The sequence below is a fragment of the Microbacterium sp. NPDC055357 genome (assembly GCF_053644835.1).
In genome coordinates, this window is record NZ_JBSHLZ010000005.1 from 185,317 (window position 1) to 202,791 (window position 17,475).

At 70.4% G+C, this 17,475-nt stretch carries 15 protein-coding genes; all 15 read left to right on the forward strand.

All coding sequences use genetic code 11. From position 1 onward, the window contains the following. Positions 1 to 975, forward strand: a complete 975-nt coding sequence (locus tag ACWICD_RS09155; RefSeq protein WP_376128515.1) for an ABC transporter permease — start codon at positions 1 to 3, stop codon at positions 973 to 975. Then, on the forward strand, positions 972 to 1,970 hold the full coding sequence (locus ACWICD_RS09160) for an ABC transporter permease (protein ID WP_376128514.1): 999 nt from the start codon (positions 972 to 974) through the stop codon (positions 1,968 to 1,970). Before ACWICD_RS09155 ends, ACWICD_RS09160 begins: the two co-directional genes overlap by 4 nt. Further along, complete coding sequence (locus ACWICD_RS09165) at positions 1,967 to 2,851, forward strand: ABC transporter ATP-binding protein (protein WP_454139980.1); 885 nt, start codon at positions 1,967 to 1,969, stop codon at positions 2,849 to 2,851. Before ACWICD_RS09160 ends, ACWICD_RS09165 begins: the two co-directional genes overlap by 4 nt. Continuing rightward, positions 2,848 to 3,723: an ATP-binding cassette domain-containing protein gene (locus tag ACWICD_RS09170; RefSeq protein WP_454139981.1), complete on the forward strand. Its 876-nt coding sequence runs from the start codon at positions 2,848 to 2,850 to the stop codon at positions 3,721 to 3,723. Before ACWICD_RS09165 ends, ACWICD_RS09170 begins: the two co-directional genes overlap by 4 nt. Next, positions 3,720 to 5,003: an alpha/beta fold hydrolase gene (locus ACWICD_RS09175; RefSeq protein ID WP_454139982.1), complete on the forward strand. Its 1,284-nt coding sequence runs from the start codon at positions 3,720 to 3,722 to the stop codon at positions 5,001 to 5,003. The genes ACWICD_RS09170 and ACWICD_RS09175 overlap by 4 nt, the downstream gene beginning before the upstream one ends. Further along, the gene (locus ACWICD_RS09180) at positions 5,000 to 6,445 is read left to right on the forward strand and encodes an aminopeptidase P family protein (protein WP_454139983.1); all 1,446 of its coding nucleotides are present in this window, start codon (positions 5,000 to 5,002) and stop codon (positions 6,443 to 6,445) included. The genes ACWICD_RS09175 and ACWICD_RS09180 overlap by 4 nt, the downstream gene beginning before the upstream one ends. After that, positions 6,442 to 9,144: a beta-L-arabinofuranosidase domain-containing protein gene (locus ACWICD_RS09185; RefSeq protein ID WP_454139984.1), complete on the forward strand. Its 2,703-nt coding sequence runs from the start codon at positions 6,442 to 6,444 to the stop codon at positions 9,142 to 9,144. The genes ACWICD_RS09180 and ACWICD_RS09185 overlap by 4 nt, the downstream gene beginning before the upstream one ends. A 64-nt stretch (positions 9,145 to 9,208) precedes the next feature. Beyond that, entirely contained in the window at positions 9,209 to 10,114 is a 906-nt protein-coding gene (locus ACWICD_RS09190; protein WP_376128502.1) for a dihydrodipicolinate synthase family protein, read from the forward strand. Positions 10,115 to 10,140: 26 nt separating this feature from the next. Continuing rightward, positions 10,141 to 11,142 (forward strand): proline racemase family protein, encoded by a 1,002-nt coding sequence (locus tag ACWICD_RS09195; protein ID WP_454139985.1) that lies wholly within the window; start codon positions 10,141 to 10,143, stop codon positions 11,140 to 11,142. Further along, entirely contained in the window at positions 11,139 to 12,110 is a 972-nt protein-coding gene (locus ACWICD_RS09200; protein WP_454139986.1) for an ornithine cyclodeaminase family protein, read from the forward strand. The genes ACWICD_RS09195 and ACWICD_RS09200 overlap by 4 nt, the downstream gene beginning before the upstream one ends. Before the next feature lies 1 nt (position 12,111). Then, positions 12,112 to 12,819 (forward strand): GntR family transcriptional regulator, encoded by a 708-nt coding sequence (locus ACWICD_RS09205; RefSeq protein WP_376128497.1) that lies wholly within the window; start codon positions 12,112 to 12,114, stop codon positions 12,817 to 12,819. After that, the gene (locus ACWICD_RS09210; RefSeq protein WP_454139987.1) at positions 12,816 to 13,982 is read left to right on the forward strand and encodes an NAD(P)/FAD-dependent oxidoreductase; all 1,167 of its coding nucleotides are present in this window, start codon (positions 12,816 to 12,818) and stop codon (positions 13,980 to 13,982) included. The genes ACWICD_RS09205 and ACWICD_RS09210 overlap by 4 nt, the downstream gene beginning before the upstream one ends. Further along, positions 13,979 to 14,260: a (2Fe-2S)-binding protein gene (locus tag ACWICD_RS09215; protein ID WP_376128493.1), complete on the forward strand. Its 282-nt coding sequence runs from the start codon at positions 13,979 to 13,981 to the stop codon at positions 14,258 to 14,260. Before ACWICD_RS09210 ends, ACWICD_RS09215 begins: the two co-directional genes overlap by 4 nt. Beyond that, positions 14,253 to 15,710 (forward strand): FAD-dependent oxidoreductase, encoded by a 1,458-nt coding sequence (locus ACWICD_RS09220; RefSeq protein WP_454139988.1) that lies wholly within the window; start codon positions 14,253 to 14,255, stop codon positions 15,708 to 15,710. The genes ACWICD_RS09215 and ACWICD_RS09220 overlap by 8 nt, the downstream gene beginning before the upstream one ends. Positions 15,711 to 15,714: 4 nt before the next feature. Further along, positions 15,715 to 17,178, forward strand: coding sequence for an aldehyde dehydrogenase (NADP(+)) (locus tag ACWICD_RS09225; protein ID WP_454139989.1), 1,464 nt, complete (start codon positions 15,715 to 15,717; stop codon positions 17,176 to 17,178). The last annotated feature ends 297 nt before the right edge of the window (positions 17,179 to 17,475 follow it).

The following is a 17,475-nucleotide window of genomic DNA, read 5'->3' on the forward strand; positions in this document are numbered from 1 at the left end:
ATGACCTTCAGTCCGACCAATCTCGAGGTCGAAGCCACGCCGGGCGGCGACCCAGTGCTCGAAGAGTCACTGGAGTCGCCCCCGGCCTCTGGCCGGCGGCTCCTCCGAGGGTTTCTCACCGATATCCGCGCGCTCCTCTCGCTCGGCTACATCGCGCTGATCCTGCTCATGGCGATCTTCGCGCCGCTGATCGTCGCGATCAGCGGCTGGGGGCCGTACGAGTTCGACCAGACAGCCATCGATCCGAACATGGGCGCGATCCCGATCGGTCCGCTCGGCGGCATCAGTGCCGAGCACTGGTTCGGCGTCGAGCCCGGCAGCGGCCGGGACATCTTCGCCCGCATCGTCTACGGCGCACGCGTCTCGATGACGGTCGCGCTCTCGGCGACCCTGCTGACGACCATCCTCGGCACCGTCTTCGGACTGCTCGCCGGTTACTTCGGCGGCTGGGTCGACAACGTCATCTCCCGCGTCATGGAGTTCCTCATGGCGTTCCCCGCGCTCATCTTCATGATCGCGATCCTCTCCGCGCTCCCCGCGGACAACCGCGTGGTGCTCCTCGTCGTGGTCATCTCGCTCTTCGGCTGGCCTTACCTCGCACGCATCGTGCGATCCCAGACGCTGTCGTTGAAAGAGCGCGAGTTCGTCGAATCGGCCCGCGCGTCCGGTGCCGGCGGCGTCGCGATCATCTTCCGCGAGATCCTGCCCAACCTCATGTCGACGATCGTCGTCATGTCGACGCTCGCCGTTCCGGGCTACATCGGAACCGAAGCGGGACTGTCGTTCCTCGGTGTCGGAGTCGTGCCGCCCACGCCGAGCTGGGGCCAGATGATCGCCGCGGCGGCACCGTGGTACGCCGTCGACCCGATGTACTTCATCATCCCGGGCACGTTCCTGTTCCTGCTCGTGCTGTCCTTCACGACGCTCGGTGATCGCATCCGTGCGCTCGTCGGCAACACCGAGGTGCGCGCATGACCCGGATGATCCTCTCCCGTGCAGCCGGCATGGTGCTCGTGCTGTTCCTGGTGACGCTGTTCACCTATGTCATCTTCTTCGTGCTCTCGCCCGACCCCGCGGTGCAGATCTGCGGGAAGAACTGCACCCCCGAGCGCATCGACCAGATCCGGGCGAACCTCGGAATCGACCAGCCCTTCTGGACCCAGTTCCTCGGCTATGTCGGCGGTCTGTTCGCGGGACGCGAGTTCGAAGTGGCCGGAGCGGTCATCTCGTGCCCCGCGCCGTGCCTGGGCTACTCGTTCCAGACCGGCCAACTCGTCAACGACATGATCGTGCAGCGGCTGCCGATCTCGGCGACGATCGCGATCGGTGCGGCCGTCCTGTGGCTGGTCGGCGGCGTGATCGGGGGCGTGCTCAGCGCGGCCAAGGAGGGCAGGTTCACCGACCGGTTCTTCGCCGCGCTGACTCTGGGCGGCATGTCGGTTCCGAACTACGTGCTCGCGCTGCTCCTGCAGTTCGTGCTCGTCGTCGCGCTCGGATGGCTGCCCTTCCCGCAGGCGGTGCCCTTCGCCGCAGATCCGGTGCAGTGGTTCCTCAACTTCCTCATGCCGTGGATCGTGCTCGCGGTCGGCTACGCCGCCGTCTACACGCGCCTCACACGTGCGAACGTCATCGATACGCTGCAGGAGAACTTCGTGCGCACAGCGCGCGCGAAGGGCCTCAGCCCCGCACTCGTGTGGCGACGCCATGCGCTGCGTCCCGCGCTGACCCCGATCGTCACGATCTTCGGCATGGATGTCGCGGGCCTGCTCGGAGGCGCGGTGATCACCGAGAAGGTGTTCGGTCTCAACGGGGTCGGAAAGCTCACGGCCGATTCGATCGCGGCGAACGACCAGCCGGTGATCATGGCGGTCACGCTGCTGTCGGCGTTCTTCGTGATCATCGGCAACTTCGTCGTCGACCTGCTCTACACGGCGATCGATCCGCGTGTCCGAACGGCGGCACGCGCATGACCGGGGGAACGATGCACCAGACGGATGCCGGCGAGCTGCTGCGCGTCGAAGGTCTCACCGTGGAGTTCCGCACGGCCGGGGGCACTGCGCGCGTCGTCGACTCGCTGGACTTCACCGTTCCCCGCGGGGGAGCCCTCGGGATCGTGGGTGAGTCCGGTTCGGGCAAGTCGATGACGAGCCTGGCGATCATGGGACTGCTTCCCAAGGGCGGCTCGGCGAGCGGCTCGATCCGCTTCGACGGGCAGGAGCTGCTGACGCTCCCGGAACGCGCGATGCGTCGCGTGCGGGGCGATCGGATCGCGATGATCTTCCAGGACCCGTTGTCATCGCTGAACCCGTACTACACCGTCGGCACGCAGATCGCCGAGGCGTACCGCTCGCACCGCTCCGGGGTGTCGGCCCGGGCGGCGAAGAAGGTCGCGATCGAAGCCATGGAGCGCGTGCACATCCACGACGCTGCGCGGCGCGTCGATCACTACCCGCATCAGTTCTCCGGCGGCATGCGCCAGCGCATCATGATCGCCATGGCGCTCAGCATGGAGCCCGAGCTGATCATCGCCGACGAGCCGACCACGGCGCTCGACGTCACGGTGCAGGCGCAGATCCTGGACCTGCTCGCCGAGATCCGTCGCGACACGGGCGCCGGACTCATCCTCATCACGCACGACCTCGCCGTGGTGAGCGAAGTGACCGACAGCATCGTGGTCATGCGCAACGGCGAGCTCATCGAGCGGGGCGCGGTGGAGACGGTGTTCAGCGATCCTCAGCACGAGTACACGCGGCGACTGCTGGATGCCGTGCCGCGCATCGACGACGAGATCGGCGAGTTGCGCACCACATCGGCGACGCCGGTCGCGACCCCTGAGGAGGGACAGCGATGACAAGCACGACGCCCCTGTGCCGGGCAACGGCGCTGGTCAAGGAATTCCCCGGTCACTCGGGCCTGTTCTCCCGCTCTCGACCGTTCCGCGCCGTCGACGAGGTGTCGCTCGAGGTGCACCGCGGCGAGACCCTCGCGCTCGTCGGCGAATCGGGCTCGGGCAAGTCGACGACGGCGCGGATCGTGGCGCGCCTCATGGAGCCGACGTCGGGCACGATCGAGTTCGAGGGGCGCGATGTCACGCGGCTCACGGGCCGCGCGCTGCACGAATTCCGCAGCGATGTGCAGGTGATCTTCCAGGATCCGTACTCGTCGCTGAACCCGCGGCACACCGTCGAGACTCTCGTGACGGCGCCCTTGCGATACCAGAAGCGCCGGGTTCCGGGCGGTGCCCGCGCCTTCACCCGGGCGCTCATGGAGCGCGTGGGACTCAATCCCGACCACTCCGGCCGATATCCGGCGCAGTTCTCGGGCGGGCAGGCCCAGCGCATCGGCATCGCCCGGGCTCTCGCCGTCGGACCGAAACTCGTCATCTGCGACGAAGCGGTGTCGGCGCTCGACGTCTCAGTGCAGGCGCAGGTCATCAACCTGCTGCGGACGCTGCAGCGCGACGAGGGGTTCGGCTACCTCTTCATCGCGCACGACCTCGCCGTCGTGCGCCAGATCGCGACGCGCGTCGCCGTCATGAGTCGCGGGCGCATCGTCGAGCAGGGCGAGCGCGACGAGTTGTTCACGAACCCGCGAGACGAGTACACCCGCACGCTGCTGGCTGCGGTTCCCCGGATCAATCCGGAATGGGATCGCAGACGCCGTGCGGCCGAAGCGGCTCGCCGAGCGGTGTCGCCCCGAACCGAAGGAGCATCGAGCGCGTGACCACGTCCTATCATCTGCCCGGCATCCACGTCACTGAAACAGAGGTCGCGGTACCGCTGGATTGGAGCACCCCCGAGGGTGAGCAGATCACGGTCTTCGTGCGCGAGCTCGTCGACCCGGATCGGGTGAACGACGACCTGCCGCTGCTGACGTATCTGCAGGGCGGGCCGGGTGGCGCCAACCCCCGGCCGCTTCGCCGCGACGGGTGGATCGACGAGGCGCTGCGGACCTATCGGGTCGTGCTCGTCGATCAGCGCGGCACCGGCCGCAGCCATCCGCTCGAGGCGGTCGATGTCGAGGGGATGAGCGCGGAAGCGGGCGCCGATCTGCTCGCGCTCTTCCGCGCCGATTCGATCGTGCGCGATCTCGAGCACGTGCGTGCGACGCGGTACGGCGGGCGACGGTGGGCCACGCTCGGACAGAGCTTCGGCGGCTTCCTGACCCTCACCTACCTCTCGACGGCGCCGCAGGGTCTCACCGCCAGCTACGTATGCGGCGGCATCCCGGGCACCCCGCCGCGCGCCGACGAGGTGTATGCGCGCACGTTCGATCGGGTCGCCGACAAGACGCGCGAGCTGTACCGCCGCTTCCCCGGCGATGCCGCAGTGGTCGCGCAGATCGCCGACCGATTGACCGACGGCGATGTCACGCTGCCCGACGGGGACGCGCTCACAGTGCATCGCTTCCAGTCGCTCGGCACCGACCTCGGCATGAAGCCGGGGCACGAACGCCTCCACTGGCTCATCGAGAAGGCGTTCGCTCGTCCGGGTCGCCTCTCGTCGGGCTTCCTGCAGGACGTCATGACGCTCACCTCCAGCGCGAACAGCGCTCTGTTCTGGACGCTGCAGGAGTCGATCTACGGCGATCCGTCCAGCGGTGCATCCGCATGGTCGGCGCAGCGCGCACGCGAGAGTCGTCCGGAGTTCGGACCGGAACGCCGCCCGCTGCTGTTCACGGGCGAGATGGCCTTCCCCTGGATGTTCGACGAGGTTCGGCTGCTCCGCGGCTTCCGCGACGCCGTGCACGTGCTCGCCGAGCGCACGCGGTGGAGCCCGCTCTACGACGCCGACCGCCTCGCGGCGAACGAGGTCCCCCTCGCCGCGGCGGTCTACTTCGACGACATGTTCGTCGACGCGCACCTGCAGCTGGACACGCTGTCGCGGATCGGTGCATCCCAGTACTGGGTGACCAACGAATTCGAACACGATGGGATCGGATCCGGCCGCACGTTCACGACGCTGCGCGAGATGGTCCGAGCCCGAGGAGGAGAGCAGTCATGACCGCCCCCGAAGCGACGACGCGTCCGCCCTACGCCGGAACCCGGTATCCGCGCCTCGCGCAGGTGCCTGCCTTCACGCGCTTCGTCGAGCAGGGATGGGACGACGTCGCCGTCCACCCTGATCTGCCCGACGGCACGGCTGCGGCGGCAGCGGTGCACCGTGCGCGGCTGAGTGCTGCCCTTCCCGGTCAGACGCTGGTCGCCGCGGCCGGCAGCGCGCCCATCCGCAACGACGACGCCGCGTACGGCTTCCGCGCCGACAGCAGCTTCGTGTGGCTCACCGGCTGCCAGGTCGAAGGTGCCGTCCTGGTCATGTGGGCGACCCGCGGCGGGCATGACAGCGTGCTCTACCTGCCTCGCCCCTACCGGCCGGGAGACACCGGCTTCTTCGCGGACGCCGCACACGGCGAGCTCTGGGTCGGCCCGAGTGCGGGTCTGCCGGAGTGGGCTGATGCCCTCGGGATCGCCGTCGAGCCGCTCGAAGCGCTCGAACCCCGCCACGCCGGACTGCGCGGTGCGCAGGCGGCGCGGTCGGCGGCCGCGCTCGCGACATCCGTCGGCGCGACCGTCTCCAGCGAGCTCGAGCGCACGCTGTCCCAGCTGCGCATGGTGAAGGACGACTGGGAGATCGGACAGCTGCGTCTGGCTGTGGACGCGACGGTCACCGGCTTCGCCGCGACCGTCGCGGAGGTCCCCCGCGCGATCCGCGACGGGCTCGGCGAGCGCTGGCTGCAGGGCACGTTCGATCGGCATGCGCGCACCTTCGGCAACGGTCCGGGGTATTCGACCATCGTCGGGTCCGGACCGCACGCGCCGATCCTGCACTGGGTGCGCTGCGACGGGCCGATCCTGCCCGACGCCGCACTGCTGCTGGATATGGGCGTCGAAGCGCGTTCGCTCTACACCGCCGACGTGACCCGCACCGTGCCGGCCGGCGGCAGCTTCAGCGCGCCGCAGCGCGCCGTGCACGACCTCGTCGAGAAGGCGCACCGGGCGGGGCTCGACCTCATCCGCCCGGGCACGCCCTATCTCGACTTCCACTTCGCCGCGATGGAGGTCATCGCGCAGGGCCTCCACGACTGGGATCTGCTGCCCGTGTCGGTGGACGAAGCGCTCTCGCCCGATGGCCAGCAGCACCGCCGCTACCTCGCATGCGGAATCGGCCACCACCTCGGCCTCGACGTGCACGACTGCAGCCAGGCGCACTACGAGGACTACATGGGTGCGGATCTGGAGCCGGGCGTCGTCATGACCGTGGAACCGGGTCTGTATTTCCACGCGCACGATCTCACGCTGCCGCCCGAATTGCGGGGGATCGGCGTGCGCCTGGAAGACGATGTGCTCGTCACGCCGACCGGTTCCGAGGTGCTCTCCGCAGGACTTCCGATCGACGCCGAGGGCGTCGAACGGTGGACGCGCGCGCAGCTCGGTGCGTCGTCGTGACGACGTCGCCGAGCCGCAGCATCCGGGAATTCCCACTCGCCGACGTGACGCTGCTCGAGGGCAGCGTGTTCGTCCGCGCGAGGGACGAGATGCTGCATCTCGCTCGCACGTATCCGATCGACCGTCTCCTCGCGGTGTTCCGGGCCAATGCCGGGCTGGACACCCGTGGTGCCTCCGCACCCGGGGCCTGGGAGGACTTCGGCCACCCCGACGAGCAGCCGTGGAGCGAGCACGACTATCCCGGCCGCGAGGGCGCTCCGACGGCGAACCTGCTGCGCGGACACTACGCCGGGCACTTCCTGTCGATGCTGTCGTTCGCCGCGGCCGGTGAGGGGGACCAGGCGCTGCGAGCGAAGGTCGACGAGATGGTGGCGGGGCTGGCCGAGGTGCAGCAGGCGCTCGCCGCGACCGGCCGGTTCTCGCATCCCGGCTTTCTCGCGGCATACGGCGAATGGCAGTTCTCGCGGCTCGAGCACTTCGCCCCGTATGGCGAGATCTGGGCGCCGTACTACACGTGCCACAAGATCATGGCGGGGCTGCTCGACGCCCACGAACTGACCGGCAGCGGGCAGGCGCTCGAGGTCGTCACGGCGATGGGTCACTGGGTGCACGGCCGGCTCTCGCTGCTCGACGACACGCGCCGCCAGCGCATGTGGTCGCTGTACATCGCGGGCGAGTTCGGGGGGATGAACGAGACGATGGCGCGCTTGAGCGCGGTCGCCGACGAACCGCTCTTCCTCGAGACGGCGCGACTGTTCGACCAGAGCGATGTGCTCGATGCCGGCGCCGCGGGCGAGGACATCCTCGACGGGATGCACGCCAACCAGCACCTGCCGCAGCTCATCGGGTACGTGCACGAGTACGAACTGACCCGCGACCGGCGATACCTCGACGCCGCGATCGGCATGTGGAACCGCGTCGTGCCCGGTCGGATCTACGCGCATGGCGGCACGGGCGAGAGCGAGCTGTGGGGGCCGGCCGACGTGGTCGCCGGTGACATCGGCCATCGCAACGCCGAGACGTGTGCGACCTACAACCTGCTCAAGCTCGCGCGGCTGCTGTTCGCCCACACGCTGGATCCCGCCTACATGGAGTACTACGAGCGCGGCCTCCTCAACCACATCCTGGGTTCGCGCCGCGACGCCCGGTCGGACACGAGTCCGGAAGTCACCTACATGTTCCCCGTGCATCCGGGAGCCCTGCCCGAGTACGACAACATCGGCACGTGCTGCGGCGGGACGGGCCTGGAGAACCATGTGACCCACCAGAGCGCCGTCTTCTTCCGCGGCACGGGCTCCCGGCCGGAGCTGTGGGTCAACCTCTACACGCCCGCCGAGCTCCGGTGGCGCGAGCACGGAGTGACCGTGCGCATGGAGACCGACCTGCCCTTTGCCGGTCGCGTTCGCCTGCGGATGGAGCCGACGGATGCCGCGGGCGTGCCGGTCACGGTGCACGCGCGCATCCCCTCGTGGGTCATCGGCGAGCCGACGGCGCGTATCGCCGGTGAGGAGATCGCGCTCGCTGCGGGCGCCGGCGAGTATGCGACCGTGACGCGAACGTGGGCACCCGGCGACGAACTCGAGCTCGACCTGCCGATGGGACTGCGCGCGGCGGGGACGATCGACGATCCCCGGCTGCAGAACGTGAGCTTCGGGCCGTCGGTGCTCGTCGCGCGATCCGATGCCACGACGCTGCTCGACGTCGCTCTGCACAGCCGGCGAACGCTGCGAGGCACGATCCTGGCCGACGACCCGTCGCCCGCGGCCGCGCTCGAGCGCGATGGCGCGGTGCGCATCGGAGGTCTGCCCTTCACGCCCGTGTGGACCGGAGCCGACGAGCGATACCACATGTACGTCCGCGCCGACGACGAGACGATCGCCTTCGCGGGTGCCGACACGGGCGTCGCAGCCCGACGTCGCGCCGACGGCGGCAGCGTGCTCGACGACGTCTGGGCCGAGCCGGTGCCGACGACTCGACCGGCCTTCCTCGCACGCGTCATGGCCGCCGTCGAGCGGGGCTGCGCCGACGGAGTTCTCGGCGGATCCGAAGCCAAGACGGTGCTGCGCGCGGCCCTCGAGGCCGATCCGTTCGGCCCGGGACCCGAACCCGGCGAGAGCATCGCCGACGTCGAGGCCGCCCGCCGCGAGGTGCAGCTCGCCCTCGGGCGACTGGACGACGCCGCACCGTCGGCGCCCGCGGTCGAGCTGATCGTGCACCCGGATGCCGCGCCATCCGGGTGGCATCTGCAGCGGCCCAGCGTCGAGGTCAAAGTCCAGACCTGGGGCGAGGACGATGCCGATCCGGTCGTCGAGGTGCGCATCGATGACGGGCCCTGGTCGCGGTACGACCGACCCGTCGTGCTGGATCGGGAGGGCACGATCCGGGTCGAGGCCCGCGCCGTCGCCTCGGGGCGCACGGGTGTCGCCGTCCGCACGCTCCACATCGACACGGTCGCGCCGGTCACCACCGCGACGGTCGCGCGACTCGGCGCCGCCGTCGAGATCACCTTCACCGCCCGAGATGACATGTCGGGGGTGGAGCGCATCCAGTGGCAAGGCGAGGGCACCTTCATCGCGACATTCCAGGAAGCGTTCGTCCGCGCGCTCGGCGACGAGGAGCAGGTGATCGTCTACACCGCGACCGATCGCGCGGGCAACGAGGAGCCTCGGCGCCGGCTCGTTCTCCCCTCACGGGAATGACGCTGGACTTCCCACCCTCCGGCGTACTAACATTGCAATTGTACCTAGCGGAAAAGGAACGCACATGACCGAACACAAGCCGTGGCACGGTGTCAACCTCGCCACCACGCTCCCCTTCAACTCCGACTTCTCGGTGGACCACGATGCCTATGCGGAGCTCATCCGCTTCACGACCGACAACGGCGTGACCGGCATCATCCCGAACGGGTCGCTCGGCGAGTACCAGACGCTCACCGAAGAGGAGCGTCGCCAGGTCTTCCTGACCGCTGTGGAGGCTGCCCCCGAGGGTGTCGTCGTCATCCCCGGTGTCGGTGCCTACGGGGCGCTGGAGAGCGTGCGCCTGACCGAGCACGCCGCCGAGCACGGCGCTCCCGCCGTCATGCTGCTGCCCCCCAACGCCTACCGCGCGAGCGACGAAGAGGTCATGGACCACTTCCGCCGCGTCGGCGCCGTGGGCCTGCCGATCCTCGCCTACAACAACCCGCTCGACACCAAGGTGGACCTGCGTCCCGACCTGCTCGCGCGCCTCTACGACGAGAACCTCATCGTGTCGGTCAAGGAGTTCTCGGGCGACGTCCGCAACTCGTTCGCGATCCGCGAGCTCGCTCCGGGCCTGGACATCTCGATCGGCACCGACGACGTCGTGTTCGAGCTCGGCATCAACGGCGCCCGCGGCTGGGTCGCCGGCTACCCCAACGCCATCCCGAAGACGACCGTCGAGCTCTACAACCTCTCGACGTCCGACGACCCGCAGGACTGGGTCAAGGCGCGCGAGATCTACCGCGACCTGCACCCGCTGCTGCGCTGGGACTCCAAGTCGCTGTTCGTCCAGGCGATCAAGCTCTCGCAGCAGGTCGCCGGTGTGCTGTCGAACATCACGACACGCCCGCCGCGTCTGGCGCTGCCCGAAGAGATCAACGCGCAGATCATCGCCGACACCGAAGCGGTCCTCGCCAAGGGCTACCGTTGATCCGAATCTGACCCCGAAGGACCATCATGCGTACGCAGCGTGTCTTCCACGCCGTCGACTCGCACACCGAGGGCATGCCCACCCGCGTCATCGTGGGCGGAGTGGGCATGCTCCCCGGGGCGACGATGGAGGAGCGCCGTCAGCGCTTCATGGCCGAGAACGACGACATCCGCACGTTCCTCATGAACGAGCCGCGGGGTCACTCCGCCATGAGCGGGGCGATCCTGCAGCCGCCGACGCGCCCTGACGCGGACTGGGGCGTGCTCTACATCGAGGTGTCGGGCTGCCTGCCCATGTGCGGGCACGGCACGATCGGCGTCGCGACGGTCCTGGTCGAGACGGGCATGGTCCCCGTCGTCGAGCCCGTCACGACGATCCGGCTCGACACCCCCGCGGGCCTCGTCGTCGGCGACGTCGCGGTCAAGGACGGGCACGCCGAGCGCGTGACGATCCGCAACGTCCCGTCGTTCGTCGTCGGGCTGGACCAGACCGTCGAGGTGCCCGGGCTCGGCACCGTGACGTACGACCTCGCGTTCGGCGGCAACTTCTACGCGATCGTCACGCTCGACAGCATCGGCCTGCCCTTCGAGCGCGCGCGCAAGGACGACCTGCTGCGTGCGGGCCTGGCGATCATGGCCGCCGTCGACGAGACGAACATGCCGGTGCATCCCGTCGATCCGACGATCCGCGGATGCCACCATGTCTATCTCGAGGCACCGGGTTCGACGGCGCAGCACTCGCGCCACGCCATGGCCATCCACCCGGGGTGGTTCGACCGGTCGCCCTGCGGCACCGGCACGAGCGCGCGCATGGCGCAGCTGCACGCCCGGGGGCTGCTGCCCCTGCACACCGACTTCATCAACGAGTCGTTCATCGGAACCTCGTTCACCGGCCGCCTCGTAGAGGAGGCCTCGGTCGCCGGCATCCCGGCGGTCATCCCCACGATCACCGGGCGCGCGTGGGTCACGGGCACGGCACAGTACATGCTCGACCCGTCCGATCCGTTCCCGAAGGGGTTCCAGCTGTGAAACTCGTAGATGCCGCCACGATCGATCGCACGCTCACCCGGCGAGACGCCGTCACTGCGATCGAGGACGCCCTGCGCTCGGGCTGGGACATCGAGAACGACCACGAACGACTCTTCGCGCCGCTCGCCAAGGGCGAGTTCCTGCTCATGCCGTCGCAGTCGACCACGACGGCGGGAGTCAAGGTCGCCACGATCGCGCCCGAGAACACGTCGCTCGGGCTGCCGAAGATCCACGCCTGGTACCTGCTCTTCGACCGCGAGACGCTGCAGCCGATCGCGATGCTCGACGGTACGCGACTGACGACACTGCGCACGCCGGCGGCGACGACCGTCGCGATCGCCCACCTGCTGGCCGCTGCGCCGGGTGGTGCTCCCACCACGCCCATCCATCTCGCCGTGATCGGCTCGGGGCCGCAGGCGATCGAGCACGTGCGGACGATCGCCGACACCGTGGCGGTCGGTCGCGTCTCGCTCATCGGACGCACCCCCGATCGTGTGGCGGCGGCCGTCGCCGAGCTTCGCGCCGACGGCCTGAACGCGGATGCCGCCGAGCAGGACGCCCTGCGCACGGCCGATGTCATCGTGACGGCGACATCGGCGACGACCCCCGTGGTCGACCTCGGCGATGTGCGTGAGGACGCCGTCGTCGCCGCGATCGGTTCCCACGGCACCGAGAACCGCGAGCTCGGCGCCGACCTCGTGCGCGCCGCCGACCTCGTCGTCGAAGCGCGTGGCTCGGCCTTCCGCGAGAACGGCAACCTCGCCGGTGCGCGCAGCGACGAGGAATGGGCGTCGGGGGAGCAGCCGGTCGCCAACCTCGCCGACCTCGTGCACGGCGCTGTGCGCCGCCGGCCCGGTGCGCCCGCCGTCTACACCGGTGTCGGCATGGCGTGGGAAGATCTTGCCGTCGTAGAGAAGATCATGGAAGCTGTCGGCATCCGTGAGCAGCAGGGGTCAGAGGGGACATGAGATGAGCGTTTCCGAGCCCCGCAACGTCGTCCGTCTCAACAAGCAGCCGAGCATCCGCGACACGGTGACCCGTGCGCTGCGCTCGGCGATCATCAGCGGCGAGATGCAGCCGGGCCGCGTGTACTCCGCGCCCAGCCTCGGCGACGAGTTCGGCGTCTCGGCGACCCCCATCCGCGAGGCGATGCTCGACCTCACGCGCGAGGGGCTCGTCGTCGCACTGCCCAACCGGGGCTTCCAAGTGACCGAGGTCTCACCGCGCGATCTGCACGAGGTGACCGAGCTTCGTCTCATGCTCGAACCACCGGCCATCGAACGGGCGACGCCGTTCGTGCCCGAGTCGGCCTTTCCCGCGCTGCGCGAGCAGTCCGCCGCGATCATCCGGGGCGCCGAATCGGGCGACCTCATCGACTATCTGACGGCCGACAGCGACTTCCACCTCGCGCTGCTGCAGTACGCGGGCAACAGTCGCCTCACCGAGCTCGTCGCCTCGCTGCGCTCGCAGACGCGTCTTTTCGGTCTCTCGGGTCTGCGCGAACAGGGGCACCTCGTCTCGTCGGCACGCGAGCACGACGCCATGCTCGACGCGATCGAGGCGCGCGACGCCGTACGGGCGCGCGAGCTCGTGCACGCGCACATCGAGCACGTCCTCACCGATTGGTCCGGCGACGGGCGCGGCGCGGATCACATCGGCACGGTGCCCGCGTCATGACGGCGGCCACCGCACGCGCTGACGTCCTCATCGTCGGCGCGGGGATCATCGGCGCCGCCGTCGCCTACTTCGCGGCATCCGCGGGACTGTCGGTCACCGTCGTCGAGCGCGGGTCGATCGCGGCCGGGACGACGAGCCGCTGCGAGGGGAACCTGCTCGTCTCGGACAAAGAGGTCGGCCCCGAGCTCGAGCTGTCGCTCTATTCGCAGACGCTGTGGCGGGGCGAGCTCGCCGAGCACGCCGCGGATTGGGAGTTCGAGTCCAAGGGCGGACTCGTCGTCACCTCGAGCGCACGGGGCAAGACCGCGCTCGATGCCCTGTGCGTGCACCAGCGCGGACTCGGGATCCGCGTCGACGATGTGCCCGACACGGCCGGTCTGCGCGCGATCGAGCCGTATCTCAACCCCGAGATGGTCGGCGGGGCGTTCTATCCCGACGACGCGCAGGTGCAGCCGATCCTCGCGGCGCACCACCTGCTGCGACTCGCCCGCGATCGCGGTGCGCGCCTGCTGACTCACACCGAGGTCACCGGCATCCGTGTCGTGGGGGGTCGAGCCGTCGGCATCGAGACGGCAGCGGGTCGCATCGACGGCGGCGCCGTCGTGATCTGCGCCGGGCCGTGGAGCGGCGAGGTCGCCGCGCTCGCGGGCGTGCAGGTGCCGGTCATGCCGCGACGCGGCTTCGTGCTCGTGACCGAACCGGTGCCCGTCACGGTGTACCACAAGGTCTATTCGGCGTCGTACGTCGAGAACGTCGCGAGCTCCGACGCGGGCCTGCAGGTCTCGGCGGTCGTCGAGGGCACGCCGAGCGGCACGATCCTGATGGGCGCGAGCCGGGAGCGGGTCGGGTTCGACGCGTCGTTCTCGGCCGACGCGGTCGGCCTGGTCGCGCGCGCGGGCACCGAGCTGTTCCCCGTCCTCGCGGACGTGCAGATCATGCGCACCTATTCGGGCTTCCGCCCCTACTGCCCCGATCACCTGCCGATCATCGGCGAGGACGCACGGATGCCGGGACTCTGGCACGCGGCGGGACACGAGGGCGCCGGCATCGGTCTTTCGGTGGGGACGGCGAAGCTGCTCGTGCAGTCGCTGCGCGGTGAGACGACCGACATGTCGCTCGAGCCCTTCCGCCCGCACCGCTTCGATGAGAGGAGCGCGGCATGACCGGGCCCGAGCTCACTTTCGACGGCGTGCCCGTGCCCTTCCGCGAAGGGCAGACCGTGGGTGCCGCCCTCACGGCCGCGGGTATCTCGTCGTGGCGGTCGACCCGCGGTCGCGGCGAGCCGCGCGGGCTCTTCTGCGGTATCGGCGTGTGCTTCGACTGCCTGCTCACGGTCGACGACCGCCGCGCGCAGCGCGCGTGCGTCACACCCGCGTGCGACGGGCAGACCGTCCTGAGCGATGACCCGGCCCGGCCGCTTCCGGGAGCGAACCATGACTGACTCGAGCTTCGATCTCGCCGTCGTCGGGGCGGGGCCGGCCGGACTCTCGGCCGCGGTCTCCGCCGCCGAGCGGGGTCTGCGCGTCGCCCTCGTCGATGCGGGGGAGCAGACGGGCGGCCAGTACTGGCGCCACCCTGATGAGCGGCATCCCGCATCGTTCGAGCTGCCCGAATCGACCGGACACCACCACTGGGCCCACTACACCGCGCTGCGTGAGCGTCTGGGGCGCGCCGTCGCCGACGGTCGCATCACCCATGTCGCGGGGCGTCAGGTCTGGCGCGTCGACCGCGATGAGAGCTTCGTGCTGCGCACGACGGCCGTGGCGGGCACCGACACCGTGCCTCCCGCCGACCGCGCCGTGCGCGCACGGCGGATCGTGCTCGCGACGGGTGCCTACGACCGGCAGTTGCCGATCCCTGGCTGGACGATGCCGGGCGTCATGGCGGCCGGCGGGGTGCAGGCGCTCCTGAAGGCGAACCAGGTCGCCGCGGGGCGCCGCGCCGTCGTCGCCGGAACCGGGCCGTTCCTGCTCTCGGTCGCCGCCGGACTCGCCGAGGCCGGCGTCGAGGTCGTCGCGGTGTGCGATGCCAATGCGCTCTCGCGCTGGGCGCGTACCCCCTTCCGCGCCGTGCAGGAGCCCGGCAAGCTGCTCGAGGGAGTCGCGTACGCGGCGACGTTCCTCCGCAACCGCATTCCGCTGCGCACCCGCACGGTCGTGACCGCCGTCCGCGGCGAAGGCCGCGTGCGCGAGGCCGTGCTCGCCCGCGTCGACGCGCGCGGCCGCGTGCGCGCCGGCACCGAGCGCACGGTCGCGGCCGACCTCGTCGCGCTCGGCTGGGGATTCACACCGCAGCTCGAACTCGCGGTCGGACTCGGGCTCGCTACCCGCATCGACGTCGACGCGTCGCTCGTCGCCGAAGCCGATGCCGACCAGCGTTCGAGCGTCGACGGCGTCTATCTCGCCGGAGAGGTGACCGGCATCGGCGGGGCCGTGCAGTCGTGCGCCGAGGGCGAGCTCGCCGCGCTCACGGCGGCCGCCGACGCGGGTCGCCCGGACGACCCCCGCACGCGCCGTCGCCTGCGCCGCCGCATCTCGCGCGGTCGTCGCTTCGCCGTGGGGATGCACCGTGCTTCGCCCGTGCCCTCCGACTGGTCGACCTGGCTCGCGGACGACACCCTCGTGTGCCGCTGCGAAGAGGTCGATGCGGCCCAGGTGCGGGCGACCGTCCACTCGCTCGGCGCCGACGATGCCCGTGACGTGCGGGTGACGGCCCGACCGGGCATGGGCATGTGTCAGGGTCGGGTGTGCGGCTTCGCGCTCTCGTGCCTCGTCGGCGCGGAATCGGGCCGCGCCCCGGCCGCCGCCGACCTCGAACATCTCGCCAAGCGCCCCGTGGGGATCCCCCTGCGGGTCGCCGACCTCGCCGAAATCGCCGACGCAAAGGACTGAATCCATGAACGTTCCCGTCACCGCCCCCGCCGACGTCGACGCCATCGTCGAGCGTGCCGCCGCGGCATCCGCTCTGTGGAAGAACTCCACGATCGCCGAGCGGGTGCGCGCCCTGAACGCCATCGCCGACGCGCTCGACGCGCACGCCGACGAGCTCGTGCCCATCGCGCAGCGCGAGACGAATCTCGCCGAGGGGCGCCTGCGCGGAGAGCTCAAGCGCACGACGTTCCAGTTGCGCCTGTTCGGCGAGGTGCTCGAAGAGGGCACGTGGCTGGATGCGCGCATCGACCACGCCGACGCCGACTGGCCCATGGGCGCTCCGCGCCCCGACCTTCGCCGGCAGCTCGAGGCCATCGGTCCCGTGCTGATGTTCTCGGCGAGCAACTTCCCGTTCGCGTTCTCGGTCGCCGGCGGCGACACCGCGAGTGCGCTCGCGGCCGGCAACGCCGTCGTCGTCAAGGCGCACCGCGGACACCCCGAGCTCTCGGTCGCGACGACCCGCGTCGTCCGTGACGCGCTCGCCTCGGTCGACGCTCCCGAGGGGCTGTTCGACACCGTCTACGGAACCGAATCCGGCGTGCGGGCGCTCAAGGCGCCGCAGATCCAGGCGGCCGCGTTCACCGGCTCGATCTCGGGCGGACGCGCACTGTTCGACATCGCGGCGTCGCGCGAGCAGCCGATCCCGTTCTTCGGCGAGCTCGGCAGCGTCAACCCGGCCTTCGTGACGCGCTCGGCGGCGGCTTCGCGTGGCGAGACGATCGCGACCGACTTCCTCGCGTCGGTGACCGGGAGTGCGGGTCAGCTGTGCACCAAGCCCGGCGTGCTGCTCGTGCCGTCGGACTCGAACCTCGAGGCTCTCTTCGCCGGTGCGTCGCTGCCGGCGCCGGCAGCGCTGCTGAACCCCGGCATCGCCGACGGATTCCGCACGGCCGTCGAGCAGACCGCGGGCCGTGACGACGTCTCGGTGCTCGTGGGCGCTCCGACCGCCGACGGCGACCCCGCCCCGGTGCTGCTCAAGACGACCGCCGCGGCCCTGCGCGAGGACCCCGAGGGGCTCATCGCCGAGATGTTCGGCCCCGGGGCACTCGTCGCGACGTACGAGGACGAGTCCGAGCTCGTGGAGGTCGCCGCGGTGCTCGACGGGCAGCTCACGGCGACGATCATCGGCGAGGCCGACGACGCCGTCGCGGGCGAGCTGATCCCGATCCTGGCGACGAAGGCCGGTCGTGTGCTGTGGAACCAGTGGCCGACGGGCGTGTCGGTGACGTGGGCGCAGCAGCACGGCGGACCGTACCCCGCGACGACGGCCGTGGGCACGACGTCGGTCGGCGCCGCCGCGATCACGCGGTTCCTGCGCCCCGTGACCTACCAGAACGTGCCCGATGCACTGCTGCCGGCCGCGCTGCAGGACGCCAACCCGCTCGGCATCCCGCGTCGCGTCGACGGGGTATTCGCCCCCGCGTCCTGATCCTTCGCGGGTCGCGGGTCGCGGCTCGGGTCGCCGGGGTCGGTGCGATTCGACTCCGGTCCGGTCCGGTCCGGTCGGCTCGGCGGGGCTCGGGGCGTGGCTTGGCTTGGCTTGGCTTGGCGTGGCTTGGCGTGGCTCGGCGTGGCTCGCCGACTTGGTGGGGTTGCTTCGGCTCAGCTCGGTCCGGCGCCTCGCCGGCCGGGCCCCGCTGGCGACGGGCGGCATCCCTTCGTTCGCCTGACTCCGTCGCCTCCGGCGAGCGGGCAGGACGTTCCGGGGCGAGCGAGTTTCAGCCGC

What these genes read in the sequence shown, in the direction of transcription:
- ACWICD_RS09155 (WP_376128515.1), top strand. Translation starts at nt 1, where the DNA reads ATGACCTTCAGTCCGACCAATCTCGAGGTCGAAGCCACGCCGGGCGGC.
- ACWICD_RS09160 (WP_376128514.1), top strand. Translation starts at nt 972, where the DNA reads ATGACCCGGATGATCCTCTCCCGTGCAGCCGGCATGGTGCTCGTGCTG.
- ACWICD_RS09165 (WP_454139980.1), top strand. Translation starts at nt 1,967, where the DNA reads ATGACCGGGGGAACGATGCACCAGACGGATGCCGGCGAGCTGCTGCGC.
- ACWICD_RS09170 (WP_454139981.1), top strand. Translation starts at nt 2,848, where the DNA reads ATGACAAGCACGACGCCCCTGTGCCGGGCAACGGCGCTGGTCAAGGAA.
- ACWICD_RS09180 (WP_454139983.1), top strand. Translation starts at nt 5,000, where the DNA reads ATGACCGCCCCCGAAGCGACGACGCGTCCGCCCTACGCCGGAACCCGG.
- ACWICD_RS09190 (WP_376128502.1), top strand. Translation starts at nt 9,209, where the DNA reads ATGACCGAACACAAGCCGTGGCACGGTGTCAACCTCGCCACCACGCTC.
- ACWICD_RS09195 (WP_454139985.1), top strand. Translation starts at nt 10,141, where the DNA reads ATGCGTACGCAGCGTGTCTTCCACGCCGTCGACTCGCACACCGAGGGC.
- ACWICD_RS09205 (WP_376128497.1), top strand. Translation starts at nt 12,112, where the DNA reads ATGAGCGTTTCCGAGCCCCGCAACGTCGTCCGTCTCAACAAGCAGCCG.
- ACWICD_RS09210 (WP_454139987.1), top strand. Translation starts at nt 12,816, where the DNA reads ATGACGGCGGCCACCGCACGCGCTGACGTCCTCATCGTCGGCGCGGGG.
- ACWICD_RS09215 (WP_376128493.1), top strand. Translation starts at nt 13,979, where the DNA reads ATGACCGGGCCCGAGCTCACTTTCGACGGCGTGCCCGTGCCCTTCCGC.
- ACWICD_RS09220 (WP_454139988.1), top strand. Translation starts at nt 14,253, where the DNA reads ATGACTGACTCGAGCTTCGATCTCGCCGTCGTCGGGGCGGGGCCGGCC.
- ACWICD_RS09225 (WP_454139989.1), top strand. Translation starts at nt 15,715, where the DNA reads ATGAACGTTCCCGTCACCGCCCCCGCCGACGTCGACGCCATCGTCGAG.